Genomic DNA, 26,221 nt, shown 5'->3' with positions numbered 1-26,221 from the left:
CGATGCCAAATGGACTACAGATCCTTGTTTAGGACTCGGCCTTTGGCTCAAAGCGAAATTGGAATGTGAGATAACAAATGGCTACGGAAATCAAAGTCCCGACTCTGGGCGAATCTGTGACCGAAGCGACCATCGGTCAGTGGTTCAAGGCAACCGGTGATGCGGTACAGGCAGACGAGCCGCTGGTGGAACTGGAAACAGACAAAGTGACCATTGAGGTGCCTGCTCCTGTTGCTGGCACCCTTGGTGATATTGTTGCCCCTGAAGGCGAAACGGTTGAAGTGGGTGCGCTGCTCGCCATGCTCATTGAAGGTTCTGGTGCGGGGGCCGCTGCCCCGGCCCCTGCCGCCTCTGCGCCTGCTGCGGCGCCCGCAGCTCCGGCTCCTGCGCCAGCTGCGACAGGCACTTCGATGCCGCCGGCGCCATCGGCTGGCAAGATGATGGCCGAACAGAAAATCGATCCGGCTTCGGTTGCTGGCTCCGGTGTGCGCGGTCAGGTCCTGAAGGGTGATGTGATCAACGCCATCGCCTCTGGTGCCACGGCACCTAGCGGTGCATCTGCTTTAGCGCCTGCAGCCCGTCCGTCTTCGAAAGCTGAAGATGCCGTGCGTGAAGAACGCGTCCGGATGACCAAGCTGCGCCAGACCATCGCACGTCGCCTGAAAGATGCTCAGAATACCGCAGCCATGTTGACGACCTTCAACGACATCGACATGTCCGCTGTGATGAATCTGCGCAAGGAATACAAGGATCTGTTCGAGAAGAAACATGGGGTCCGGCTGGGCTTCATGGGCTTCTTTGCCAAAGCGGTCTGTCAGGCTCTGCAGGAAATCCCGGCAGTCAATGCCGAGATTGATGGTACCGACATCATCTACAAGCATTTTGTCCATCTTGGTGTCGCCGTTGGCTCTCCGCGTGGCCTCGTTGTGCCGGTGGTGCGTGATGCGGACCAGATGTCGATTGCCGAAATGGAAAAGGCCATCGGCGATTATGGTCGTGCTGCCCGTGACGGCAAGCTGACGATCGAGCAAATGCAGGGCGGCACCTTCACCATCTCCAACGGTGGTGTTTATGGTTCGATGATGTCCACCCCGATCCTCAATGCACCACAGTCCGGTATTTTGGGCATGCACCGCATTGAAGAGCGTCCGGTTGTGCGCAACGGCGAAATCGTCATCCGTCCGATGATGTATCTGGCTCTGTCCTACGATCACCGCATCGTGGACGGCAAGGAAGCCGTGACCTTCCTGGTGCGCATCAAGGAAGCTCTGGAAGATCCGCAGCGTCTGGTGCTGGATCTCTAAGATTCTGTTATGGGAAACGGGGCAGCCATGCCCCGTTTCTGTATCCAATTTTGTCCGAAGCCACCCAACTTCGGACGCCTTGTTTCGGACAGTCCCGGTGCGGGATCTCACCGAGGTTGGCAACAAAGGGATCCGGATTGCCAAGCCAAAGCGGGCTTGTCTGGTTGGAGTGGCATTGAATTGGCCTTCGCATTGAAAATTGGTAGCTGGCTTTGTGCCGTCTTTATCATTTTCTCAGCCCTTGTCTGGCTGGTGGGAGGCTTTCTGGTGACCAGTGCGATATCCAACAATGCGGCCCTGCCTGCCGGGTTTGAGCTGATCCCGTCAAGTTTCTGGCCTGTGCGTGCTGTCGTATCCGCTCTTGGTGTGGTGGGTGCGGTTATTCTGGTCTTGTCTCGCCCGTCTTTCTTTCGGGTGGTTTCCATTTGGTTTGCAAGCGAGCTGGTGCTGATTGGCTGGCTCTATGCGGCCGGTTTTCTTGTCTCGCAATTCGATAGTTTCGAGGCCGTGCGCAGTTTGGTAATTTTGCAGATGTGCGGTCTTTGCGTGGTGCTGTTTGCCTGGGTGAAACAGACCTCGCTCTATCGATCCAGACTTCCTCAGGAGTGAATGAAATGTCGTATGATCTTGTTGTGATTGGTACGGGTCCGGGCGGCTATGTCTGTGCCATCCGCGCAGCCCAGCTTGGTATGAAGGTTGCTGTCGTCGAAAAACGCAAAACCCATGGCGGGACCTGTCTGAATGTTGGCTGCATTCCGTCAAAAGCCCTGCTGCATGCGTCCGAGCTGTATGAGGAAGCCGAGCATGACTTTGCCAATATGGGCATCAAGGTCGGCAAGTTGCAGCTCGATCTCAAAGCCATGTTGGGCCACAAGGACGAAGTCGTTGAGAGCAACGTCAAGGGCATCGACTTCCTGTTCAAGAAGAACAAGATCGATGTCTTCCAGGGGCTTGGCAAGATCGTTGCTGCCGGTAAGGTCGAAGTGACCCCGGACGAAGGCGATGCGCAGGTTGTTGAAGCCAAGAATATCGTGATTGCCACAGGTTCCGATGTTGCCAATCTGCCCGGTATCGAGATTGACGAGAAGCAGGTGGTGTCCTCCACCGGTGCGCTCGATCTTGACAAGGTGCCAGAGAAGCTGATCGTCGTCGGCGCTGGTGTGATCGGTCTGGAGCTTGGTTCCGTTTGGCGTCGTCTGGGTTCAGACGTCACCGTGGTTGAATTTCTTGATCGCATTTTGCCGGGTATGGATGGTGAAATCGTCAAGAATGCCCAGCGGATGTTTAAGAAGCAGGGCTTCGACTTTAAGCTTGGCTCCAAGGTGACCGGCATTGAAAAAGCCAAGAAGGGCTTGAAAGTCTCCATCGAACCTGCCGCAGGTGGCGATGCCAGCGAGCTGCAAGCCGATGTCGTGCTGGTGGCCATTGGCCGTCGTCCCTATACGGACGGTCTGGGTCTGGATGGGGTTGGCGTGCAGCTTGATGAGCGTGGCCGTGTCGCGACTGACGCGCATTTCAAGACCAATGTGGACGGCATCTATGCGATTGGTGACGTGATTGCCGGTCCGATGCTGGCGCATAAGGCAGAAGATGACGGTGTTGCTCTGGCCGAAATGCTGGCCGGACAGGCGGGCCACGTCGATTACAATCTGGTGCCGGGCGTTGTTTACACCATGCCGGAAATTGCCGTACTGGGCAAAACCGAGGAACAGCTAAAAGAAGCGGGCGTTGCCTATAATGTTGGCAAGTTCCCCTTCATGGCCAATGGCCGCGCCAAGGCAAACCGCCATAGCGACGGCTTCGTCAAGATCCTTGCGGACAAGACCACCGACAAGGTGCTTGGCGTGCATATGATTGGTGCAGGTGTTGGTGAGTTGATCCACGAGACATCTGTCTTGATGGCATTCTCCGGCTCTGCTGAAGATCTGGCGCGCACCATCCATGCCCATCCGACCCTGTCGGAAGCGGTCAAGGAAGCCGCGCTTGCCGTCGACAAGCGGCCGATCCATATATAAGAATCGAGCATAGCCGTGTTTGAAAAGGCCGCCTTCGGGTGGCCTTTTTGTTATGGGTGGGTGAGATCCTTGCCTGCCCGGGCGTCAGAGCCTATTGCTTCCAGAGTACGAAGGCGCGCTTTTCGGTTGCCTTTCTCGGATCGTGGTAGTCATCAAAGATCGTGGCTTCCATGCGACGCCCATTGATCGAGACTTTTACCGTGCGCTTGGCAAAAAAGGTGCGGAACATCACGGACAGCCCGAAATCGCCTTTCTTTTCGGCAATGGCGCGGCCCCATGTACAATCGCGCGGTGCGCAGGCCGTATAGGCTTTGACCTGAATGTGGGGGACGGTGTCGTCGGTGCAGATGGCGCGGATTTCCAGTTTGGTCAAATCCGAGCGGTTGCCGGCAAAGGGATTTGTCCAGGTACCAAGCGTTTGCGACTTGATGCAATTGCCCGCGAGCGACGGGCCAGCCATCGTCAGCAAGGCGACGATGAGGAATATTGCCCGATATACCATGCGGTCTCCTCCGCTAAATCTTGAGTCGACAACGCAATACTATCAATAAATGGTTACAGGTCTCTTAAAACACAATTTCATAGAAATTGCGAGACCGTCAATTTTGACGGGCGTATGAATAGATTCTTCCCAGTATTTGCATTCCCCGTTTCAAGATCTTGGATGCGCTTTTTTGTAGATATCCATTAGCTCGGTCATTTCTACTTCCGTGTAAGCTTGGGTGGTAGAGAGCGACGCGTGACCGAGCAATTCCTGAATGGTTCTGAGGTCTCCCCCATTGGCCAACAGGTGGGTGGCAAAGGAATGACGCAGGCCGTGCGGCGTGGCGCTGTCGGGCAGGCCCAGCGATCCGCGCATGCGCTGGATGACCAACTGAATGACCCGCGGGCTCAGGGGGCCACCGCGCACGCCGCGGAAGATCGGCTCATTTTCCTTTAGCTCAAATGGGCATAGGGAAAGATACTGGTCAATGGCTTGCTGGACGATTGGCAGCACGGGCAGGCGGCGTTGCTTGCCGCCCTTGCCAAGCACGGTCATGGCGTCTTGCCCCGGTAAAGGGGCGGTTTTCAGCGTCAGGGCGAGGGCTTCGGAAATACGCAAGCCCACCGCATAGAGCAGCAGCAACACCGCGCTGTCGCGGGCGACGACCCATGGCTCTTCAGCGAGGGAATTTTGTGGGTCGACCAGGGCGCGGGCCTTGTCGATGGTCAGGGGCTTGGGCAGGGAGCGGGAATATTTCGGTGTCTGGATGGCATTGAAAGGGGCGGTGGAGGCTTTGCCCTTCTCTTCGAGAAACTGGGCGAAGGACCGAACCCCGGCCATCGAGCGGGCCAGAGACCGCGAGGACAGGCCCGTGGCGCGGCGCCGGGCCATGAAGGCGCGAATGTCGGCAGGGCGCAGGGCCGGGAAATGATCAAGCGACGCCACTTCCCCCATATGCTCGGTGAGGAAGGAGAGGAACATATCCAGATCCTTATCATAGGCCTTCAGGGTGGCATCAGACAGGCCGCGCTCCTTGCCAAGGCGCGTCAACCAGCCTTGCTGCTCCTTGCGCAGGGCAGGGGTGGCGATGATCAGCGGGCTGGTGTCGGTTTTTGTCTTTCCCTTGGGCATCTGGGGCTCCCGGCTGGTTCGCTTGTCCTTTGGTCGTCTTTAAACAGGTCGATTCAAAATCCCCGACACTGGTGCCAGCATCGGGGACAAACTTTACGCAGATTTTAAGGCTGCTTCCAGAGTTGACCCGGACGGGTCACTGGATGCCGAATGCCCTTAGATGATGGACTGGCCGGTTTTCGCCCAATCAGCGAGGAAGGATTCCAGACCCTTGTCGGTGAGGACGTGGTTGGCAAGGCCCTTGATCACGGATGGTGGGATGGTGGCAACATCGGCACCGGCCATGGCAGACAGTTTGACATGGTTTGGTGTGCGGATGGAGGCAGCCAGAATTTCGGTCTGGAAGTCGTAATTGTCATAGATGACGCGGATGTCTTCGATCAGTTCCATGCCATCGATGTTGAGGTCGTCCAGACGGCCGATGAACGGGGAAATGAAGGTGGCACCGGCCTTGGCAGCCAGCAGGGCCTGATTGGCCGAGAAGCACAGGGTCACGTTGACCATGTGGCCCTGATCGGTCAGCGCCTTGCAGGTTTTCAGGCCGTCGATGGTCAGAGGCACCTTGATGCAGACATTGTTGGCGATTTTCAGAAGCTCTTTGGCTTCAGCCAGCATGGCATCGGTTTCCAGCGCGGTGACTTCAGCGGAAACCGGACCATCGGTCAATTCGCAGATTTCGGCGATGACTTCTTTGAAGTCGCGGCCGGATTTGACGATCAGGGAAGGGTTGGTGGTGACGCCATCAATCAGGCCGGTGGCAGCCAGTTCGCGGATCTCGTTGGTGTCTGCAGTATCGACGAAGAATTTCATTGCTTCAGTGCTCCGTATCGGTTCGATCAAGCGGTTCACACCTGCTTTGCTCCTCGATAGACACAAGGCGAAAAGCTTGATCAGCAATATTGGCAGAATGCAGCCCCTGTGCCATGGCTGGCCGTCAGGGCTCGGGCATCAATCTGTGCCAAATCAGATGATGGATTTCCAAGACAGATTTGCCTATGTTCCTTAAACCAAAGTTCGGTGACAGTCAGCCCTCAACCACCGAAATGCTGAAACTTTTCCCGCCGCCAAAGCCAAAAGAGGTCATCTTGTCACCGTCTGAGCAAATCGTATCAGTCCTCGTGCCAGTCTATGTGGACAATAGCTACAGCTATCGGGTGCCTTCGAGCCTTGTTGGCGGAAGGGATGCTGGCGATGGGCGTTTGCAGCCCGGTCAGATCGTCCGGGTGCCGCTGGGGCCGCGTTCGGTGTTGGGGGTGGTTTGGGATGACGACTGTAGCTTTTCCGATGCTGCCCGACTGAAAGATGTGGAGCATGTCTTCCCGGATGTGGCTTTCTCGGACAGTTTCCGACGGTTTGTCGACTGGATTGCCAGCTATACGCTGGCCCAGCGGGGTATGGTTTTAAGGATGGTGCTGCGCGGTGAAGAGGCCTTGTTGTCCGCCAAACCGGTCAAGGCGCTGCGTCTGACAGGTGCGCCGCCTCCGCGCATGACGAAGGCAAGGGAGCAGTTGCTCGACGCGATGCAAGGCGGTCTGGCGGAAACCAAGGCTGATCTCATTGAGCGGGTCGGTGTGTCTGGGTCGGTGATCGATGGTCTGTTGAAAAGTGGCACTCTGTCGCCCTGTCTTCTGCCGCCACCACCGATGGTGGAGCAGCCGGACGCGGATTTCGCGCCACCAAAGCTCAATGACTTGCAGGAAGAGGCGGCCAAAGGGATCCGGGATGCGGTGCGCAAGCGGGCGTTTGCCGCCCAGTTGCTGGACGGGGTAACCGGGTCTGGCAAGACGGAGGTCTATTTCGAAGGGGTGGCAGAGGCGATTCGCGCGGGGCGGCAGGTGCTTGTTCTGGTGCCGGAAATCGCGCTGACGTCGGCTTTTCTCGACCGGTTTGCCGCGCGCTTCGGGGTTCTGCCGGGTGAATGGCATTCAGGCCAATCACAGCGTTATCGCAATCAAATCTGGCGGGCGGTGGCAACCGGCGAGGTGCAGGTGATTGTCGGCGCGCGGTCCGCCCTGATGCTGCCCTTCCGCGATCTCGGTCTGATCGTGGTCGATGAGGAGCATGACGGCGCTTACAAGCAGGAAGACCGGGTGATCTACAATGCCCGGGACATGGCGGTGGTGCGGGCGCATCAGTCCGGTTTTGCCGTGGTGCTGGCCAGCGCGACCCCCTCGGTGGAAAGCCGCAACAATGCGGATCTTGGGCGCTATGAGCATATTCGCCTGCCGGATCGGTTTGGCGGTCAATCGATGCCAGACATTGCGCTGGTGGACATGCGGGCCGATCCACCGGAAAAGGGCAACTGGCTGTCACCGCGTCTGGTCGAGGCGGTCAATCAGACCTTGGAGGCCGGAGAGCAGAGCCTGTTGTTTCTCAATCGCAGGGGCTATGCGCCGCTGACGCTCTGTCGGACCTGTGGGCATCGGTTCCAATGCCCATCCTGCTCCACATGGCTGGTGGAGCATCGCTTCCGGCAGCAGCTTGTTTGCCATCATTGCGGCCATTGCGAACCGGTGCCGCCATCCTGCCCATCCTGCGGGGCGGATGACAGTCTGGTGGCCTGCGGGCCGGGGGTGGAGCGCATCGCCGAAGAGGCGGCCGCCCTTTGGCCAGACAGGCATATTGTTATTCTGTCGAGCGATCTCATCCCCGGAGTGCAGCAGTTGCGAGCCGAGTTGGAGCTGATTGCATCGGGCAAGGCGGACATCGTCATCGGTACGCAGTTGGTGGCCAAGGGGCACAATTTTCCGGCCATGACGCTGGTCGGGGTGATTGATGCGGATCTGGGGCTGGCGCATGGGGATTTGCGGGCCGGTGAGAAGGTTTTTCAGACGCTGGCACAGGTGACAGGCCGTGCCGGGCGTCATCGCGGACAGGGGCGGGGGCTGTTGCAGACTTATGCGCCGGACCATCCGGTGATCAGGGCATTGGCGGAAGCCGACCGCGAAGGCTTCTATACCTATGAGCTCGAACAGCGCAACCGGGCCGGGATGCCACCTTTCGGGCGGCTTGGGGCGGTGATCGTTTCGGCAGAGGATCGCGGTGCTGCCTTGGCCTATGGACGGGTGATGGCACAAATGGCCCCGCGGGAAGAATCAGTGCGGGTGCTGGGGCCAGCCGAAGCACCTCTGGCGGTGTTGCGCGGGCGCTATCGCTTTCGCCTGCTGGTCGCGACCCGGCGCGCCTTTGCGCTTTCGCCATGGCTCAGGCACTGGTTGTCCCTTTGTCCCAAGCCGTCGGGGTCGGTTCGTGTACAAATCGACGTCGATCCTGTGTCTTTCGTGTAAAAGCATGAGTAACATAATTAGTCTTTTGCATTATAAGACCGATTTACGACTTATGGCTTGCAAGGTAGTGTTGCGCAGGCACAAGGCATGTGCTAGACGAGCAACGGTTTTAGGGGTCATGTGGCCCCGGACAGATGAGACAAAACTTCTGTCGTGATCAATTTTCGAGGGGAAATTGGTCATGGGTGCAGAATTAATCTCCAAATGTCAGAGAGCGACCAGGTGACGGATAACAATTCAGAAATTTCAGGAGTGGCCGAGCGGTACGCGCGCGCATTGTTCGACCTGTCCCTTGAAGAAAAGGCAATTGATGCAACCGAGGCAGATCTTGGTCGTATCGAAGCCATTATGAATGAGAGTGAAGACTTCATGCGGCTTGTCAAAAGCCCTGTTTTTACTTCTGACGAACAACTGGCTGCAGTTTCGGCGTTGCTCGACAAAGCCAAAATCGAAGGCATTGTCGGCAACTTTGTTCGTGTCGTCACGTCCAATCGTCGGCTCTTCTCTCTGCCGGGGATTATCAAAGCTTTCCGCAAAATTCTTTCCAATCATCGTGGTGAGCAGGTGGCAGAAGTCACGTCCGCTCAACCGTTGAGCAATGACGAATTGGAGGCGCTCAAAGCGTCAATCAAGGATGCATTGGGCAAGGATATTGCGATCGATGCCAAGGTTGATCCAGAGCTTCTGGGCGGCCTTGTCGTAAAAGTAGGTTCGCAGATGATTGATTCCTCTGTGCGCACAAAACTCAACTCGCTCAAGATTGCACTGAAAGAGGTCGGCTGATGGATATTCGGGCCGCGGAAATTTCCGCAATCCTCAAAGAGCAGATCAAAAACTTCGGCTCAGACGCTCAGGTCTCCGAAGTTGGTCAGGTTCTGTCTGTTGGTGATGGTATCGCCCGCATCTATGGTTTGGACAATGTTCAGGCCGGTGAGATGGTGGAATTCCCTGGTGGGATGCGCGGTATGGCGCTTAACCTTGAAATGGACAACGTTGGTGCCGTGCTTTTCGGCGACGACCGCGACGTCAAGGAAGGCGACATTGTTAAGCGTACCGGCGCCATCGTAGATGTACCTGTCGGCAAGGGCCTTCTTGGCCGTGTCGTTGATCCGCTTGGAAACCCAATTGACGGTAAGGGCCCAATCGAGGCTACCGAACGTCGTCGTGTGGACGTGAAGGCGCCGGGCATCATCCCGCGTAAATCTGTTCACGAACCAATGCAGACCGGCCTGAAGGCCGTGGACGCTCTGATCCCGATTGGTCGTGGTCAGCGCGAGCTGATCATTGGTGACCGACAGACCGGTAAAACCGCGATTGCTCTCGATGCCATTCTGAACCAGAAGTCGATCAACGACACCGGTTCGGAATCCGAGAAACTGTACTGCGTCTATGTGGCCGTTGGTCAGAAACGCTCTACGGTCGCCCAGTTCGTGAAGGTTCTGGAAGAAAATGGCGCGCTGGAATATTCCATCGTTGTCGCCGCTACCGCTTCCGACCCTGCGCCAATGCAGTTCCTGGCTCCCTTTGCCGGCTGCGCGATGGGCGAATATTTCCGTGACAATGGCATGCACTCCCTGTTGGTCTATGATGATCTGACCAAACAGGCCGTTGCCTATCGTCAGATGTCCCTGCTGCTGCGTCGTCCTCCTGGACGTGAAGCTTATCCAGGTGACGTTTTCTATCTGCACTCCCGTCTTCTGGAGCGCGCTGCGAAGCTGAACGAAGACAATGGTCTTGGTTCCATGACCGCACTGCCGGTTATTGAAACCCAGGCAAACGACGTGTCCGCGTTCATTCCGACCAACGTGATTTCGATCACCGATGGTCAGATCTTCCTGGAAACCGACCTCTTCTATCAGGGCATTCGTCCTGCTGTGAATGTGGGTCTGTCGGTTTCCCGCGTGGGGTCTTCGGCCCAGGTGAAAGCCATGAAGCAGGTTGCTGGCCCGATTAAGGGTGAGCTGGCTCAGTATCGTGAAATGGCTGCGTTTGCGCAGTTCGGCTCCGACCTTGATGCCACAACGCAGAAGCTGCTGAACCGTGGTGCCCGTTTGACCGAGCTGTTGAAACAGCCTCAGTTCTCCCCACTGAAAGTGGAAGAGCAGGTTGCTGTGATCTATGCCGGTGTGAATGGTTATCTGGACGGCATCGAAGTCAACCAGGTTCATGCGTTTGAAGAAGGCCTGCTTTCCGTGCTGCGCAACGAGCATAAAGATCTGCTCGATGGCATCCGCGAGAAAAAAGCCCTCGACGACGAACTTTCATCCAAACTGAAGGCGGCGGTCGACAGCTTCGCAAAGAATTTTGCGTAAGGTCTGTAGACTGACGGGGAACGGAGGCTAAGAATGCCAAGCCTTAAGGACCTCAAGAATCGTATCGCCTCGGTTAAGGCGACACAAAAGATCACCAAAGCCATGCAGATGGTGGCGGCGGCAAAACTGCGTCGGGCTCAGACCGCTGCAGAAGATGCCCGTCCCTACGCTGAACGCATGGACGAAGTGCTCGCCAACGTGGCTGCCAATTTCGCCGGTGATTCCGCCGCGCCGAAATTGTTGTCCGGCACTGGTTCTGACCAGAACCATCTGCTGTTGGTTTGCACCGCAGAGCGTGGTCTTTGTGGCGGCTTCAACTCTTCGATCGCGCGTAAAGCGCGCGATCACGCCCGTTCACTCAAGGCGGCGGGTAAAACAGTCAAGATGCTGTGTGTCGGCAAGAAGGGCTATGATGTCCTGAAAAGCGAATTTGGTAACGACATCATTGATGTCGTGGATATGCGCGATCTGAAATCGATCAGCTTCTCCGATGCCGAAGTTCGTGTGGGCCGCCCGCTTCTCTACAAGTATGAGAATGGCGAGTTCGATGTCTGCACCCTGTTCTATGCGCGCTTCCAGTCCGTGATCACTCAGATCCCGACCGCGACGCAGATCATCCCGGCTGTTTTCGAAGAGAAAGAGGACGATGGGTCTAAAGCATCTGGCGCCATATACGAATATGAGCCAGGTGAAGAGGAAATCCTTGCGGATCTTCTTCCAAGAAACGTTTCGGTCCAGATTTTCCGGGCGCTTCTTGAAAATGGTGCTTCTGAGCAGGGCGCGCGTATGTCTGCAATGGACAACGCAACGCGCAACGCTGGTGACATGATCAGTAAACTGGAAATGTCTTATAACCGCCAGCGTCAGGCACAGATCACGGGTGAATTGATTGAGATCATCTCAGGTGCTGAGGCGCTCTGACGGCGATTGATGAGGATAGACGAATGGCAGCAAGCAAAGCTACCGGACGTATCACGCAGGTTATCGGCGCTGTTGTGGACGTCCAGTTTGAGGGTGAACTTCCACCCATTCTGAACGCACTTGAAACCGACAATAACGGCAACCGCCTCGTTCTCGAGGTGGCACTCCATTTGGGTGAGAACACGGTCCGCACCATCGCGATGGACAGCACCGAAGGTCTCGTTCGTGGACAGCCTGTGACCAATACCGGTCAAGCAATCGCTGTGCCTGTAGGTGCAGAAATGCTTGGTCGTATCGTCAACGTGATTGGCGAACCAGTGGACGAAGCGGGCGAAGTGAAAACCTCCGCAACTCGCGAGATTCACCAGCAGGCACCTGCATTCGTGGAACAGTCCACCGATGCGGAAATCCTAGAAACCGGTATCAAGGTCGTTGATTTGCTCGCTCCTTATGCGAAGGGCGGTAAAATTGGTCTGTTCGGTGGTGCCGGCGTTGGCAAAACCGTTCTGATCATGGAGCTGATCAACAACATCGCGAAAGCACACGGTGGTTATTCGGTGTTTGCTGGTGTGGGCGAGCGTACCCGTGAGGGTAACGACCTGTACTGGGAAATGATCGAATCCGGCGTGAACAAGGAAGGCGGCGGCGAAGGCTCCAAATGTGCCCTCGTTTACGGCCAGATGAACGAGCCTCCAGGGGCCCGTGCCCGTGTGGCTCTGACCGGTCTGACGGTTGCTGAGCATTTCCGTGATGAAGGTCAGGACGTTCTGTTCTTCGTGGACAACATCTTCCGCTTCACACAGGCCGGTTCCGAGGTGTCTGCGCTTCTGGGTCGTATTCCTTCCGCTGTGGGTTACCAGCCAACTCTGGCAACCGACATGGGTGCGCTTCAGGAACGTATTACCACCACGAACAAAGGTTCGATCACGTCCGTGCAGGCCATTTACGTGCCAGCCGATGACTTGACCGACCCGGCACCAGCAACCTCGTTTGCCCACTTGGATGCAACCACGGTTCTGAACCGTGCCATTGCTGAAAAAGGCATTTACCCGGCTGTTGACCCGCTTGACTCGACCTCTCGTATGCTTGATCCGCGCATCATCGGTGACGAGCATTATGAAGTGGCCCGTCGTGTTCAGGAAACCCTGCAGCGCTATAAGGCTCTTCAGGACATCATCGCCATTCTTGGTATGGATGAGCTGTCCGAAGAAGATAAAATGTCTGTGGCTCGTGCTCGTAAGATCGAGCGCTTCTTGTCCCAGCCATTCCATGTGGCCGAGGTCTTCACCGGGTCTCCTGGTAAACTGGTCTCTCTCGAAGACACCATCAAAGGCTTCAAAGGCCTGGTGGAAGGCGAGTATGATCACCTGCCGGAAGCTGCTTTCTACATGGTTGGTTCTATGGAAGAAGCCATCGAGAAAGCCCAGAAACTTGCAGCAGACGCCGCTTAAGCGGCGTCTCACTCCTCGGGAAAGTAGGTATATATCATGGCCGAACCTTTCAGCTTTGAATTGGTTTCCCCGGAACGATTGGTTCTTTCTGAAGCCTGTCTGTCCGTCGTGGTGCCTGGCATGGACGGTTTCTTCACCGTCCTGAAAGACCATTCGCCCGTGATCGCTTCTATTGCCCCTGGTGTTCTGGAAGCTGAAATGGAAGATGGCAGCAAGCGTGACATTTATGTCCGCGGTGGCTTTGCCGACGTTGCCGCTTCCGGTTTGAAAGTGCTGGTGGAACAAGCGCTTCCCATCGAAGATCTGGACCATGACAAAGTGGCCAAACTGATCACCGATGCGGAAGAAGATGTTGCCGATGCGCAGAGTGACGACATCAGGAACGAAGCCGAGTTGCGGCTCGCTCGTCTGCAAAAGCTGCAGTCAGCGGTTTCCAAGTAAGACCGTAAACGAGCGATGGAGATCACAAAGCCGCGGACCCAAGGGTGCCGCGGCTTTTTTGTGTCTTGCTTCTTTGTTTGTCTGCTCTATTTGATCAGTGGCAGAAAAGCTTTGACCAACTGATCATAAACATCGCGCTTGAAGGGGACGATCAGGCTTGGCACCTTTTCAAGGTCTTCCCATCGCCAGCCTTGAAATTCTTGCTCATGTTTGCCGCCGCCTGGCTTCAAGACATCGATTTCGCTGTCATCACCGTCGAAACGAAATGCGAACCAGCGCTGCCTTTGGCCGCGGAACTTGCCTTTCAAGCCAATGCCGAGCAAGTTGTCTGGTAGATCATAATAGAGCCAGTCTTCCGCTTCCTTCAAAAGAGAGATGGATTTGATCGAGGTTTCCTCGAACAATTCGCGCTCGGCCGCCACAAGCGGATCTTCACCCTTGTCGATGCCACCTTGGGGCATCTGCCATGTATGGGCGCTTTTCAGCAACTCAGGTGAGTTGACGCGGTCCCCGATCCAGACCTTGTTGTCCTTGTTGAATACACAAACGCCGACGCAGTCACGGTAGGGATAGTCTTCACGGGATTTCATGTCACACGTGCCTTATTGCTGCAATAAAGTGGTCAGGGGGACGAGTGCAAAGCCGCGCTGGCGCAAACTTTGTGTCCATTCGGAAATGGTCCGTACACTGGTTGGGAAGGCGGAGGCAATGCCCAATGCGAAGCCATTTTCCTGTGCGATGGTTTCCAGCTGAATCAGCCGGGTCTCGATGTCCGCTGCACGACCCTGAAAGTCGACCACCAGATCAGCCTTGAGATTGGGGACATTCATATTGCTGGCGATGGCATTCAGGCGACTGCGGCCCGATCCGCCGCTTTCCAGATACAGTAAGCCATTGGCTTGCATTTCGCGCATGAAGTCCGACCCCGCCAGTTCATCGGCGGAAAAGCGCGCACCCATGTAGTTCATCACGCCAACATAGGAATCAAACCGACCCAGTACCCAGTTCAGGTTGGCCTTGTTGGCTTCCGTTTTTGCTGTGGTCAACAGGGTGTGGGGGCCGGGATCATTGTTGGGATAGTCAAACGGCTCCATCGGTACCTGTACCAGCAACTCGTGACCTTGACTGCGGGCCTTTTGTGTCCACCGCGCCAGCGAATTGCCATAAGGGGCGAAGGCCAAAGTGACATCGGGGGGCAGCAGACTGAGCGCTTCCTGTGTCGTGGTTTGTGACAGGCCAAGGCCATCGACAACGATGGCAATCTTAGGCAAGCCGGCAATGGCGTCGCTGTTGACGGGGCGTGCAAAAAGCTTGTATGGCCGCTGGTTCGAGCCAGCATTGCCTGCGTCATTCAATTGTGGCGAAGAGGGATCGAGCACCCGAATACCATCGCCATTGTTGGCGGTGGGTTGATTGCTCTGATTGGGATTGGCCTGATTGGGGAATAATTCCGGCATGGACCGGGGATCTGGGCTGTTGAGATTGGTCTCCGGAATGCCGGGCTTAATTCCCGGTCGCATGCCCTCGACGCCAATCTTGGCGGTTTGGCGCAACGTGGCTACCAAATCGACCCTTTCGGTTGGGTAACCGCCAGTGGGGTCGTCCACCATAACGATCCAGCCAATCAGACCGGCCAACACCAATGTCAGTGCGCCGAGCGAACCAAGCATGAAAATGTGGGACAGACCGTTGGATTGTTGTTTGTTTTGGCCGAGGGGTTTTTTCAGATCATTCGCCGCCATGGTCCATCTTTCGACAAGAGGACGGGGAGAAGGCAGCCCCGGGCGGGACTGCCTTCGATTGCTTCACTATTCGACCTTGGCCGGGAAAGCGACATCCTGCTCTTCGCCATTCATCAGCTTGAGAGCGAATTGCAGCTGGGTGTCTTTGTCGACTTCTGTTGGCACGTAAGAAGGGGAATAGGCTTCCTTGGCCTTTTCCTTGTCCTCCGCGCTCTCGTCAGCCGTCTTTTCTGCTTCCCCTTCGGCTTCCAGATGGCCTTTGAGTTTGGCCTCGGTGGTTGCCGTGGTTGGGAAGCGTTCCTTCAGTTCGTCAGGCAGTTCTTGCTTGACGAAAATGTCAGGAACGATGCCCTTGGCCTGAATGGACGTACCCGATGGGGTGTAATAGCGTGCTGTGGTCAGGCGGATGGCGCCATTGTTGCCCAGTGGAATGATCGTCTGAACCGACCCTTTGCCAAAGCTTTTTGAGCCGATAATGGTTGCCCGTTTGTGATCCAGCAGGGCACCGGCGACAATCTCGGACGCCGAAGCCGAGCCACCATTGATCAGTACGATCAGTGGGCGCCCCTTGGTCAGATCGCCTGCACGGGCATAGAAGCGCTTGACTTCATCCTTGTTGCGGCCACGGGTGGAGACAATTTCACCCTGATCAAGGAAGGTGTCGGAAATGGCGATGGACTGGTCGAGCTGGCCACCGGGGTTGGATCGCAGATCGAGGATGAAGCCCTTGACCTTGTCGCTACCAATTTCTTTTTCCAGTTCGGCAATGGCTTCTTTCAGGCCATTGAAAGCCTGACCGTTAAACTGGGTGATGCGCACATAGCCGATATCGCCATGGGCCTTGGAGCGCACCGAGGAAATTTTGATGATTTCACGGGTGATCGATACCTTGATTGGCTTTTCGACATCCTTGCGCACGATGGTCAGTTCGATTGCTGTGCCGACCCTGCCGCGCATCTTGTCGACCGCTTCGCTGAGTGACAGGCCGCGAACCGGCTCATCATCGAGATGGGTGATCAGGTCGTCCGCCAGAATGCCGGCACGGTGGGCCGGGGTGTCATCGATTGGAGAAATCACCTTGACCAGCCCGTCTTCCAGGGTGACCTGAATTCCGAGACCGCCAAATTCACCGGAGGTTTCAACCGTCATGTCCTCAAAGCTCTCTGGGGAGAGATAGCTTGAATGAGGGTCGAGCGAGGTCAACATGCCATTCAGAGCGGCAGCGATGAGCTTCTTGTCTTCCGGTTCCTCGACATATTCGCGGCGCACGCGCTCGAACACATCGCCGAACAGGTTGAGATGACGATAGGTGTCGGAGCCTGCTGCATTGGCTGTGCCCGTCGCATCCCACGGTGACACTGCAAGGGTGACAACAAGGCCAGCACCCATGAGAGCACCGATAAGCAAGAGTGAGAGTTTACGGATCATCCGTCTGCCTTTTCTTTCAAAGCTACTGTCCACCATGGCGCGGGATCAATCGCCGTGCCATCTTTTCTCAATTCCAAATATAACACCGGGCGAGATGCACCTGAGTCAAGTACATCCGTTGCCGCCAGTCGTGTTTTTTGCATTGTACCAACCGGTTCGTTGGCCAATACAAAGGATCCAACATCCGCGATGAGGTCATCCATCCCGGCAAGGACTATATGGTAGCCGTCTCCGGCATTTATGATCAAGAGTTTACCGAAGGATCTGAACGGTCCTGCGTAAACAATCCAGCCATCTGCCGGGCTGGTGACCTGTGCGCCGATGCGCGTGGCGATCGACAAACCCTGTGTTTGGCCGCCGAAACCGTCATTGGTCCCATAACCTTTGAGGATGGCGCCCCGTGCAGGCAGCTGCAACAGGCCCTTCATTTTACCAAAAGGTATGGCAGGAGAAAGGCGCGCAGCGTCTTTTAAGGCGGCAATTTTCTGTTTCTTTGTTTCCAGTTTCTTCTCTAGCTGGCGTTTTTCTGCTTCTTTGGCTTCATCCACTGCCAAACGCGCCGCCTTGATTTCCTGTTCCATGCCGTCAATCAGCTCTTGCAAGCTTCGGGCACGGGAGGCCAATTCGCTGGTCCGTTGCTCTTCGGAGCGGGCGGCTTCAAGGCTGGAGGCTTCCTGTTGCTTTTTCTTGGCGACCAGCAAGTCAAGGCGTTGCTGCTCTTCGTGTAACTTTCCCAAGCCACCTTGCAGGGCGGTTTTCTCCTGCTCGATCTTGGCTTGTACACTGATCAGGGCTTCGAGCTGGGCGGCCAGAGCCTGAGCCTCAAGGCGCACTTCTGGCACCAGAGTACTAAGCAGAATGGCGGAGCGAACGGCGCTCAGGGCTTCGTTGGGCCGGATGAACAGGGCCGGGGGAGGGTTGCGACCAATGCGCTGAAGGGCTGCGAGGATTTCGGAGAGGGCATCACGCTGCTCGGCCAGCGACACACGCAGATTGGTCTGGTCGGCAAACAGGGTGCGCAGGCGGGTTTCGCGATCCGACAGGGAGCTCTCCAGATTCTTGATCCGCTCTGCCGTCGCCAGCAGATCTTGCTGGATGGTTTCCCGGTCTGAGCGCAATTGCGCGATCTCGTCTTTGAGTTCCTGTTGCCGTTCGTTGGACAGGGCAATCGATGCTTCGATCTCTGTCAGGGCGGCTTCCTGCTGCTTGCGAGCGGTGAGGCGGGCTTCCAGCGCCCGGGCCGCGCGCTGTTCCGCTTCGGTTTTTTCCGGGTCCGACTGGGGGGTGTCCGGCGCACTGGCTTCGTTGCTGGCGGGTTGGTCGCTATTCTGGGCTTGCAAAGGCATGATCGATAGGCTGAGCAGGAGGGTGACGATCGCCGCCAGTGTTTGCACACCGCGTTTTGTCCGGTTTCCGGAGCCCGCCTTCCTGTCTTGTTGGTTGTGCAACCGAATCATCTGTCCTGCCTCTTTGAGCGCAATGTAAATCAAGCGATGCAGTGGTGGAATCGTCTGACAGAAAATTCAGGACCGCGTCCCCGCCTTTGCGGGCAAAGACGCAGGGTGCGTGTGATCAATCGATGCAATCATCGGGGTCAAACGCGATGATAAGGATGGCCAGTGAGAATGGTGATGGCGCGATAGACCTGCTCGCTCAGCAGCATGCGCGCCAGTTGGTGCGGCCATGTCATGGCCCCCAGTGCCAGTTTGGCGTCGGCACGCGCAAGCAGTTCATCTCCGTGACCATCGGGCCCGCCAATAACGAAAGCAACCGCAGGTGCACCGGCATTGCGCTGCTTGTCGATCAGCTTGGCAAAGGCTTCGCTGGAGATATTCTTGCCATGCTCGTCCAGGGCGACAATATAGGCGCCAGACGGCAAGCTTTTGAGCAGCTGGTCGGCTTCCTGACTTTTGCGTTCAGGGGTTGAGCGCGCGCGGCTTTCGGCAAACTCGATAATGTCCGGGCCGGACAGTCCCAGAGAGCGCCCAGCCTTTTTCGCCCTGTCTTGATAACGCGCGACAAGATCGGTCTCCGGGCCGGCTTTTTGCCGCCCGATAGCTGCTATGACTAGCTTCATCTGCCTTACCCGTGGATCAAGCGAGGGTCATTGCAGCTGGTGCCGATCCCGCTCGTTTGATCATTGTCAGCCGCTCAGTCTTCGTCCTGAGCTTCGGCTGCCCACATTTTCTCGATATTGTAGAATTCGCGGACTTCCGGGCGGAAGATGTGAACAATATGGTCGCCGGTATCGATCAGGACCCAATCGCAATTGGGCAGACCTTCCACATGCGCATTGCCAAAGCCATTGTCCTTGAGATCTCGCAAGAGACGATCAGAGACGGCACCGACATGACGATGGGAACGACCGGAGGTGATGACCATGAAGTCGGCAAGGGCTGATTTGCCGCGCAGGTCAATGGACAAGATGTCCTCTGCCTTGGAATCATCCAAGCTTGCGAGGATCAACTCGAGAGCCTGCTCAGGATCCTTGCGATCCGTCACGAGGCTTGCGGGAGAGAGGCCTTCTGGCATGATCTCCATTTGGGTTGCGGTAGACAGGAATGTACCTCTTATATCAAACTGCATGGCAGCTTCTGCCGTTCATCGATCCGTCTTTCATGATGGTGAACGGAAATGGAAAGGCGAAAATCTGACCCGAAAACCAAATCGTCGCATAAATAGGATATGTCACGCCGTATGACAATTTCAAGGCTGTTGCTTTTGCGACAGCGATTGCTGCTGCGAATGTCGCCTCAGCGCCGTCGAAGACAGATGTGAGCGGGGCCCATACAAAAATGTCCAGACAGGGCAGGGCGCGCCCACGAGCGCTCTTGCCCGATTGTCTTGAATACGAGCATGAGCAAACGCTTTTGCGGCTGTCGCCTTCAGCGGTGCGCGACTGTATCCGGGTCTGTCCACAATTGCAACCGGCATTGAGGCCATTATCGACCGCCATTGTTGCCAATGGTGAAATTGGATTAAATTGTCTGCTCCCATGATCCAGACCAGATCAACGCCGCGGGTGCGCTGTTGCAGCCATTTGAGGGTCATGGCGGTGTAGCTGGTGCCTGCTTTGGCCTCGACGCCGGTGACGTCAATGCGCGGGTGATCCATCATCGCGGCGGTGCGTGTGATGCGGGTTTCAAGCTTGGGTAAGTCCCTGATATCCTTGAGTGGGTTGCCCGGTGTGACGAGGCACCAAATGCGATCAAGTTGCAGGCGACGCAGGGCCGTCAGAGCGACATGGCGGTGGCCTTCATGCGCAGGGTTGAAGCTGCCGCCATAAAGGCCGATGCGCATGCCCGGTTGAAAGGGCGGAAGCCCAATGCCATGGGTGCGGGACCGGGTCATGTCAGCGGTCATGCTGGGGTCCCTTCCTTGTGGTTCCGGGTCATGTGCATCAAAAACCATTGAATCAGATCCCGGTCCTTATGGTCGGGTCTGGCCTGTGCCATGCACACGATATTTGAAGCTGGTCAACTGTTCCAGACCCACCGGGCCACGGGCATGCATGCGACCGGTGGCAATGCCGATTTCGGCGCCCATGCCAAACTCGCCGCCATCGGCAAACTGGGTCGATGCATTGTGCATAACAATGGCGCTGTCAACTTCATTGAGGAAACGTTCCGCCGCTGCAGCATCCTCGGTGAGGATGCTTTCGGTGTGGCTGGAGCTGTAGGTGGCGATGTGATCGATGGCCTCACCAACCCCATCCACCAGCTTGGCGGAGATGATGGCGTCGAGATATTCGGTCGACCAATCCTCTTCCCGAGCTTCCTTGGCGGCGGGAAAAAGGGCCCGAATGTCAGCGGTGCCACGGATTTCGCAGCCCGCTGCAGCGAGTGCTTCCAGCACGGGCTTGCCGATTGTCTCGGCCACGTCGCGGTCAATCAGCAAGGTTTCTGCCGACCCGCAAATGCCGGTACGGCGCATCTTGGCATTGACCGTGATGTCAACGGCTTTGGCTGCATCGGCTGCCTTGTCGATATAGAGGTGGCAAATGCCTTCCAGATGGGAGAAGACCGGCACGCGGGCCTCTTCCTGCACGCGGCCAACCAGACCCTTGCCGCCGCGCGGCACGATGACATCGACATTGCCGCCAAGGCCCCGCAACATTTCGCCAACGGCGGCCCGATCGGTGGTTGGGACAATCTGGATGGCGTCGGCTGGCAAGCCAGCTGCCTCAAGGCCAGCGGTCAGGCAGGCATGAATGGCACGCGAAGAATGATGGCTGTCCGAACCGCCACGCAGGATTGCCGCATTGCCGGCCTTCAGGCACAAAGCCCCAGCATCTGCGGTTACATTGGGGCGGCTTTCATAAATCACGCCGATGACACCAAGCGGCGTGCGGACGCGCTCGATTTTCAGACCGTTGGGGCGATCCCAGCCCGCCATGATATCGCCGACGGGATCGGGCAGGGTGACAATCGCATCCAAACCGGCGGCAATGGCTTCAATCCGGCTTTCATCAAGGGTCAGGCGATCGAGAAAGGCCTTGGTCATGCCGTCTTCCTCACCTTTGGCCACATCCTTGGCATTGGCTTCGAGAATGGCGGGAATGCTGGCTCGAATGGCTGCGGCGGCTTCTGTGAGGGCCTTGTCTTTCTGGGCACTCGGGGCATTGGCCAAGGTCCGGGCGGCGCTGCGCGCGCGGCGACCGAGCTCGCTCATCATGTCGGCGACGGTGCTGGTCATGTCATTCATACTGCATTCCCCCAGTTGGGCGTCAGCCCTTTTGTCTGTTCGATATAGGATTGAAGCTTTCGACAGGTCAAGTCGTGATTGCGTGAACGCGCACGGCGTGGTTCAAATCGGGGTGACCGGTTCATGGTCACGCAGAACCATGTCGTCCCTGTGGATCAGCTCCGGTCGCCCGTCATAGCCCAGCAGAGCGGGTATGTCGGACGATTTGTGGCCAATGATCTGGTCGGCTTCGGTGCGGTCGTAACCAATCAGGCCACGGGCAATTTCCTGCCCGTCAAGCCGCCGGATGATCACCGCGTCGCCTTTGGCAAAGTTACCATCGAGGGCCTTGACGCCTGCGGGCAGCAGGCTCTTGCCGGACAACAGGGCCCGAACCGCACCGTCATCAAGAGTCAAAATGCCTTGCGGCTCCAGATGGCCATTGATCCAGCGTTTGCGTTGGGTGATCGGGTTGGCAACAGCGGTGAACCAGCTGCATTTGCCGCCCTCCATCAAGGCTTTGAGCGGATTATAGTCCCCGCCATTGGCGATGATCATGTTGGCCCCTGCATTGACCGCGATCTTGGCTGCGGCAATCTTGGTGGTCATGCCGCCTTTGGCCAGCGATGATCCTGCACTGCCTGCCATGGCTTCAATAGCCGGGGTGATATGCTCGATGATAGGAATATGTTCCGCGTCGGGGTTGGTGGCGGGTGGCGCGGTATAAAGGCCGTCAATGTCGGAGAGCAGGATCAGGCAATCTGCGCTGATCATCGTGGCGACGCGGGCGGCCAGCCGGTCATTGTCGCCGAATTTGATTTCACTGGTCGCGACCGTGTCATTTTCGTTGATGATCGGCACCGCGCCCAGTTCGAGCAGTTTGGTCAAGGTGGCGCGGGCATTGAGATAGCGGCGGCGTTCTTCTGTGTCTTCAAAGGTCAGCAGGATCTGGCCTGCGGTCAGGTCGACCTTGTGCAGGGCGTCAGCATAGGCTTCGCCCAAGGCGATCTGACCGATGGCAGCGGCGGCCTGGCTTTCCTCAAGCTTCAGCTTGCCTGCTGGCAGATGGGTGCGCCGTCGGCCCAGAGCAATGGCACCGGACGAGACGATCAGCACTTCCTTGCCCTGTGCCTTGAGCATGGCAATGTCGTCGATCAGGGTCTGCAGCCATGCGGCCCGCAGGCGTCCCGTTTTTTCGTCAACGAGGGTGGCAGAGCCGATCTTGATGACGATGCGTTTCTGGTCCTGAAGTCTCACGAGTGCATCCAATTCTGCCAAACGCGTCTTATAAAACAAGCTTAAGGGAGGCGGGGGACGATCCTCACGGTCGCCACGCCGTTTCCTCTTGCCCGGCTTCTGCCTCGCGCTTGTTTTCCGTCTCGATCTTGCTCATCAGGGCACGGAGAATCTCGTCCATGTTGGTGCGGGCAACAGCGGAAATAGCAAGCGGCCGGAAGCCATAGGCGGCCTCGAATTCTGCCATTTTTTCCGTGATGTCGTCGTCGGTCAGGGAGTCGATCTTGGTCAGGGCAACGATTTCGTCTTTCTCGCCCAGACCCTCGTCATAAGCTTCGAGCTCACCGCGGATGACCCGGTAGGCGTCAAGAAAGTCCTCTTGTGTCGCATCGATCAAATGCAGCAGAACCCGGCAACGCTCGACGTGCCCGAGAAAACGGTCGCCGATGCCAACGCCTTCATGGGCGCCTTCGATGAGGCCGGGAATGTCGGCCATGACAAATTCGCGGCCGTCAATGCCGACGACACCAAGATTGGGGTGCAGGGTGGTGAAAGGATAGTCCGCAATCTTTGGCTTGGCCGAGGAGACCGACGCCAGGAAGGTGGATTTGCCCGCATTGGGCAGACCGACCAGACCAGCATCGGCGATCAGTTTGAGCCGCAGCCAGATCCATTTTTCCTCACCTTCCTGACCCGGGTTGGCGTGGCGCGGGGCCTGATTGGTCGAGGATTTGAAATGGGTATTGCCAAAGCCGCCATTGCCGCCCTTGGCCAGACGATAGGTCTGGCCCACTTCGGTCATGTCGGCGAGAATGGTTTCGTTGTCCTCGTCAAGGATCTGCGTGCCCACCGGGACACGCAGAACGACGCTTTTGCCTTTATGACCATTGCGGTTGCGGCCCATTCCATGCAGGCCGATCTCGGCTTTGAAATGCTGCTTGAAACGATAATCAATCAGCGTGTTCAGGCCATTGACGCATTCGACAAAGACGTCACCGCCCTTGCCGCCATCGCCGCCGTCGGGGCCACCAAGGGCCACATATTTTTCACGGCGAAAGGAAATGCAGCCTGCTCCACCGTCACCGGAGCGGACATAGACCTTGGCCTGGTCGAGAAACTTCATTGCATGGCCTCTTTGTATCTATTGGCGGTCAGCTCCAGATTGATCTGGGGCGATTGAGTCCCGCGCGCAATGCTGTAGCCTTCGTCCCTGCCAATCTCGCAAAAGCCAAGCTTTTGCAAGACATTGAGGGAGCGGGAATTGTCTTCGAACACCGACGCACGAATGCGTTCGGTCGGTTCATGCGGCATATACCAGTCGAGAAGACGGCTGACAGCTTCTTGCATATAGCCTTTACCCCAAAAAGGCAGGTCAAGCCAATAGCCAATCGACGGCACAAAGTCGCCAATTGTGCGTTCGCTCGAAGCCTTGATGCCGATCAGGCCGATCAGATCGCCTTCATGGGTGATGGCCATGTTGATGCCGGCAAGCCCCTTGGCTTCCCGGTCGAGCCAGTCCTGTGCTCCACCATCCGGGTAGGGGTAAGGGACGTTGGCCAGATTTTCACTGACCGCACGCTGGCTGCAAATGGCTTCGATGGAAGGGGCGTCGCTCTTGTCGAGGGGGCGCAAGAGCAGACGCTCGCTGTGCAAGCTTGGTCTGCGCATTATGCTGCTCCTTTGATATCCAGAGTTTCAACGGGCTTCTCGGCGGGGGTGAAGGCGGATGCTCCGGCCCAGTGACGCAAGGCGTACCAGATGCCGCGATCCAACCGGTAGCGGTCGATCGGGATCTTGCCGTCATAGTGTCTCGAATGGGCCATGCCGGTGCCGCAATATTGAAATCCGCATTTTTCAACGACGCGACGGGACGCTCCGCAGGTGACGCGACAACGGGCTGTCACGGTACGCAGGGAGGGCTGGTTTTTGTCCGGGTTTGAGAAAGCAAAGTCCGCAATCGCCTGAATGGCCTGGGTCGCATAATTCTTGTCCCAGTGGCCTTCACGGATCATCACGCTGATTTCTGCTTCGGAGCCTGCCTTGTTGATCAGGAGGCCGATGGCGCCAACAAATGCCCCTTTGTTGTCGGTCATGACAAAGGGCACTGTGTCCTGTTTGGCATTTGCCTCAATCTCGGCGAGCCATTGTTCGGCGTCTGCGCGAGAGGTTGGCAGCCAGTTGCAGCAAATGTTCTTGGCCAACACTGGTTTGGTGGCCAGTGCGACAAGCATGTCGATATCAGCGCGCCGAGGCTGGCGCAGGATGATGGAGCTGTTTCCCAAACCCCGGATACTGTCGGGTTCGGTCTGTAACAAGCTTTCGTCTATTTCCAACATGGTGTCCTCCTGGTTGGCGATAGGTTAGGGATCAAAAGCGAAAGGGGAGACGGTGTCCCATCTCCCCTTCTAATCTTTTGATCCTGCCAGGAGGATCTTTGTCGATTTGTCGGGGTCAGGGACACCGGCAAATCGTATATCTCATGCCAGTGTTATTCTGCGGCTTCCGCCACCGGGTTCACGGATACGTAAGTTCGGCCATTGGACTTGGTGCGAAACTCTACGTTGCCGTCGGTGGTTGCAAATAGGGTATGGTCCTTGCCCATGCCTACGTTGCTGCCCGGATGCCACTTGGTTCCGCGCTGACGAATAATGATGTTGCCGGCGATGACCACTTCACCACCGAACTTTTTCACGCCCAGACGACGGCCAGCTGTATCGCGACCGTTACGGGATGAACCACCTGCCTTTTTATGTGCCATTTTGGTGTCTCCTCGTCTCTAAACTTATTTCTCAGCGGCGAAAGCAGCAGCCTGCTCAAGCCAGTTGTCACGATCGATGCGACCCTTGAAGTTCAGGGCGTCATCAACTTTGGCGATGTCTTCTGCGGTGAAGGCCGCGATCTGTGCGAACGAGGTGATACCCAGTGCGTTCAGCTTGCCTTCGAGAACCGGGCCAACGCCGGAGATTTTTTTCAGGTCGTCTTTTTCCGCAGGAGCGGTGAAGAGTGCTTCGCCTTCGGCTGCCGCGGCAGGAGCAGCTTTTTCTGCTTCTTTCTTGGCAGGGGTCGCTTTCTTGGCAGCTTTCGCTGGCGCCTTGCCGCCGGTCAGGATCTCGGTGATCTTGACGGAGGTGAAGTGCTGGCGATGGCCATTGCGGCGACGGGAATTCTGACGACGACGCTTTTTGAAGATGATGATCTTGCGGCCACGGCCCTGATCAACAATCTCAGCAGCAACGCTTGCGCCTTCAACAACCGGCGCACCAACAGTGGTTTCGCCTTCGCTGCCAACCAGCAGCACGCTGTCAAAGGTTACAGTGTCGCCAGCTTCGCCTTCGAGCTTTTCGACCTGAATGATATCTTCGGGGGAAACAGTATACTGCTTACCGCCGGTTTTGATGACTGCGAACATTTTTTTCTCCGTTCAGTCCAGACTTCACCCCAATGAGGCGTGGGTCTGTCTTTTTTCAGTCAGTTTTCGGGAATGCCTGAATTGCAGTTATCTATCAATGCGTTGACAGAAAAAGAAACGCAAGCAAGTAGGCGCAGGATTCTCTCCCACGCCCGGCTTTCCCGCGCACTATAGTCAGAAGTGGTTGTGAGTCAAGGAAAAGCTTGCCTTCCTCGCCATTCGGTTCGGGCAGGTCGGTGGCGAAAAGCCGGGCGTTTCCAGTGGATTGATTTGGGAGGCTGGTCGTCATTAATCCGGGCGAAAAGCCTCGGGCTTTTGCGAATTGGCAAGGGGGCAATCGGTTTCGGTGTGGGGATGGGGAAGGCATGGTGCACCAA

General features: G+C 56.8%; 26 protein-coding genes. 9 read left to right on the top strand and 17 right to left on the bottom strand.

Annotation, left to right across the window (positions count from 1 at the left end; translation table 11 throughout):
- Positions 1-77 precede the first annotated feature (77 nt).
- The 3 genes from odhB to lpdA all read left to right on the top strand — a co-directional run bounded on the left by odhB (position 78) and on the right by lpdA (position 3,319).
- Positions 78-1,304, top strand: coding sequence for a 2-oxoglutarate dehydrogenase complex dihydrolipoyllysine-residue succinyltransferase (odhB, locus tag FDK21_RS07875; RefSeq protein ID WP_138148090.1), 1,227 nt, complete (start codon positions 78-80; stop codon positions 1,302-1,304).
- A 267-nt stretch (positions 1,305-1,571) separates the two neighbouring features.
- The gene (locus tag FDK21_RS07870; RefSeq protein WP_138148089.1) at positions 1,572-1,913 is read left to right on the top strand and encodes a hypothetical protein; all 342 of its coding nucleotides are present in this window, start codon (positions 1,572-1,574) and stop codon (positions 1,911-1,913) included.
- Positions 1,914-1,918: 5 nt separating this feature from the next.
- Positions 1,919-3,319 (top strand): dihydrolipoyl dehydrogenase, encoded by a 1,401-nt coding sequence (gene lpdA, locus FDK21_RS07865; protein ID WP_138148088.1) that lies wholly within the window; start codon positions 1,919-1,921, stop codon positions 3,317-3,319.
- 91 nt (positions 3,320-3,410) lie between these two features.
- Here the strand turns inward: lpdA and FDK21_RS07860 are convergent, their stop codons facing one another.
- The 3 genes from FDK21_RS07860 to fsa form a co-directional block, all read right to left on the bottom strand.
- On the bottom strand, positions 3,411-3,821 hold the full coding sequence (locus tag FDK21_RS07860) for a hypothetical protein (RefSeq protein WP_138148087.1): 411 nt from the start codon (positions 3,819-3,821) through the stop codon (positions 3,411-3,413).
- A 150-nt stretch (positions 3,822-3,971) separates the two neighbouring features.
- Entirely contained in the window at positions 3,972-4,934 is a 963-nt protein-coding gene (locus FDK21_RS07855; protein WP_138148086.1) for a tyrosine recombinase XerC, read from the bottom strand.
- Positions 4,935-5,090: 156 nt separating this feature from the next.
- A complete protein-coding gene (gene fsa, locus FDK21_RS07850; RefSeq protein ID WP_114008360.1) occupies positions 5,091-5,744 on the bottom strand; it encodes a fructose-6-phosphate aldolase in 654 nt (217 codons plus the stop codon).
- Positions 5,745-5,977: 233 nt separating this feature from the next.
- On the opposite strand from fsa, the gene FDK21_RS07845 reads away from it, so the two are divergent.
- From FDK21_RS07845 to FDK21_RS07820, 6 genes are all read left to right on the top strand, one after another.
- Positions 5,978-8,221, top strand: coding sequence for a primosomal protein N' (locus FDK21_RS07845; protein WP_138148347.1), 2,244 nt, complete (start codon positions 5,978-5,980; stop codon positions 8,219-8,221).
- 222 nt (positions 8,222-8,443) lie between these two features.
- Entirely contained in the window at positions 8,444-9,004 is a 561-nt protein-coding gene (locus tag FDK21_RS07840) for a F0F1 ATP synthase subunit delta (protein WP_114008648.1), read from the top strand.
- Positions 9,004-10,533, top strand: coding sequence for a F0F1 ATP synthase subunit alpha (gene atpA / locus FDK21_RS07835; protein ID WP_114008361.1), 1,530 nt, complete (start codon positions 9,004-9,006; stop codon positions 10,531-10,533). Before FDK21_RS07840 ends, atpA begins: the two co-directional genes overlap by 1 nt.
- Before the next feature lie 33 nt (positions 10,534-10,566).
- Positions 10,567-11,454 (top strand): F0F1 ATP synthase subunit gamma, encoded by an 888-nt coding sequence (locus tag FDK21_RS07830; protein WP_138148085.1) that lies wholly within the window; start codon positions 10,567-10,569, stop codon positions 11,452-11,454.
- A gap of 23 nt (positions 11,455-11,477) precedes the next feature.
- Positions 11,478-12,905 (top strand): F0F1 ATP synthase subunit beta, encoded by a 1,428-nt coding sequence (gene atpD / locus FDK21_RS07825; RefSeq protein ID WP_114008363.1) that lies wholly within the window; start codon positions 11,478-11,480, stop codon positions 12,903-12,905.
- Positions 12,906-12,941: 36 nt separating this feature from the next.
- On the top strand, positions 12,942-13,346 hold the full coding sequence (locus FDK21_RS07820) for a F0F1 ATP synthase subunit epsilon (protein WP_114008364.1): 405 nt from the start codon (positions 12,942-12,944) through the stop codon (positions 13,344-13,346).
- A gap of 86 nt (positions 13,347-13,432) precedes the next feature.
- Here FDK21_RS07820 and FDK21_RS07815 read toward each other — a convergent pair whose 3' ends face one another.
- From FDK21_RS07815 to FDK21_RS07750, 14 genes are all read right to left on the bottom strand, one after another.
- Positions 13,433-13,936, bottom strand: a complete 504-nt coding sequence (locus FDK21_RS07815; RefSeq protein WP_138148084.1) for an RNA pyrophosphohydrolase — start codon at positions 13,934-13,936, stop codon at positions 13,433-13,435.
- A 12-nt stretch (positions 13,937-13,948) separates the two neighbouring features.
- Positions 13,949-15,088, bottom strand: coding sequence for a divergent polysaccharide deacetylase family protein (locus FDK21_RS07810; RefSeq protein ID WP_138148083.1), 1,140 nt, complete (start codon positions 15,086-15,088; stop codon positions 13,949-13,951).
- Positions 15,089-15,154: 66 nt separating this feature from the next.
- Positions 15,155-16,516 carry a S41 family peptidase gene (locus FDK21_RS07805; RefSeq protein ID WP_114008367.1) on the bottom strand — a complete coding sequence of 454 codons (1,362 nt, stop codon included), beginning with the start codon at positions 16,514-16,516 and terminating at the stop codon, positions 15,155-15,157.
- Positions 16,513-17,973: a peptidoglycan DD-metalloendopeptidase family protein gene (locus tag FDK21_RS07800; RefSeq protein WP_138148082.1), complete on the bottom strand. Its 1,461-nt coding sequence runs from the start codon at positions 17,971-17,973 to the stop codon at positions 16,513-16,515. The genes FDK21_RS07805 and FDK21_RS07800 overlap by 4 nt, the downstream gene beginning before the upstream one ends.
- 137 nt (positions 17,974-18,110) lie before the next feature.
- A complete protein-coding gene (gene rlmH, locus FDK21_RS07795; protein WP_138148081.1) occupies positions 18,111-18,593 on the bottom strand; it encodes a 23S rRNA (pseudouridine(1915)-N(3))-methyltransferase RlmH in 483 nt (160 codons plus the stop codon).
- A 74-nt stretch (positions 18,594-18,667) separates the two neighbouring features.
- Positions 18,668-19,048, bottom strand: a complete 381-nt coding sequence (gene rsfS, locus FDK21_RS07790; RefSeq protein ID WP_198662839.1) for a ribosome silencing factor — start codon at positions 19,046-19,048, stop codon at positions 18,668-18,670.
- A 174-nt stretch (positions 19,049-19,222) separates the two neighbouring features.
- Positions 19,223-19,879, bottom strand: coding sequence for a nicotinate-nucleotide adenylyltransferase (locus FDK21_RS07785; RefSeq protein WP_280955301.1), 657 nt, complete (start codon positions 19,877-19,879; stop codon positions 19,223-19,225).
- Positions 19,880-19,945: 66 nt separating this feature from the next.
- Positions 19,946-21,220 (bottom strand): glutamate-5-semialdehyde dehydrogenase, encoded by a 1,275-nt coding sequence (locus FDK21_RS07780; RefSeq protein ID WP_246657522.1) that lies wholly within the window; start codon positions 21,218-21,220, stop codon positions 19,946-19,948.
- Positions 21,221-21,322: 102 nt separating this feature from the next.
- Positions 21,323-22,456 carry a glutamate 5-kinase gene (proB, locus tag FDK21_RS07775; protein WP_246657521.1) on the bottom strand — a complete coding sequence of 378 codons (1,134 nt, stop codon included), beginning with the start codon at positions 22,454-22,456 and terminating at the stop codon, positions 21,323-21,325.
- Between the two features lie 64 nt (positions 22,457-22,520).
- Positions 22,521-23,558, bottom strand: a complete 1,038-nt coding sequence (gene obgE / locus FDK21_RS07770) for a GTPase ObgE (RefSeq protein ID WP_138148080.1) — start codon at positions 23,556-23,558, stop codon at positions 22,521-22,523.
- Entirely contained in the window at positions 23,555-24,103 is a 549-nt protein-coding gene (locus FDK21_RS07765) for a GNAT family N-acetyltransferase (protein WP_138148079.1), read from the bottom strand. The genes obgE and FDK21_RS07765 overlap by 4 nt, the downstream gene beginning before the upstream one ends.
- The gene (locus tag FDK21_RS07760; RefSeq protein ID WP_114008373.1) at positions 24,103-24,771 is read right to left on the bottom strand and encodes a GNAT family N-acetyltransferase; all 669 of its coding nucleotides are present in this window, start codon (positions 24,769-24,771) and stop codon (positions 24,103-24,105) included. The genes FDK21_RS07765 and FDK21_RS07760 overlap by 1 nt, the downstream gene beginning before the upstream one ends.
- Positions 24,772-24,923: 152 nt before the next feature.
- A complete protein-coding gene (gene rpmA, locus FDK21_RS07755; RefSeq protein ID WP_114008374.1) occupies positions 24,924-25,193 on the bottom strand; it encodes a 50S ribosomal protein L27 in 270 nt (89 codons plus the stop codon).
- Positions 25,194-25,217: 24 nt separating this feature from the next.
- Entirely contained in the window at positions 25,218-25,844 is a 627-nt protein-coding gene (locus FDK21_RS07750; protein ID WP_114008375.1) for a 50S ribosomal protein L21, read from the bottom strand.
- Between the last annotated feature and the right edge of the window lie 377 nt (positions 25,845-26,221).

Source organism: Cohaesibacter sp. CAU 1516 (assembly GCF_005771485.1).
Taxonomy (GTDB): domain Bacteria; phylum Pseudomonadota; class Alphaproteobacteria; order Rhizobiales; family Cohaesibacteraceae; genus Cohaesibacter; species Cohaesibacter intestini.
Note: the sequence above shows the minus strand (reverse complement) of the source record. Positions and strands in the feature narration are given on the sequence as shown.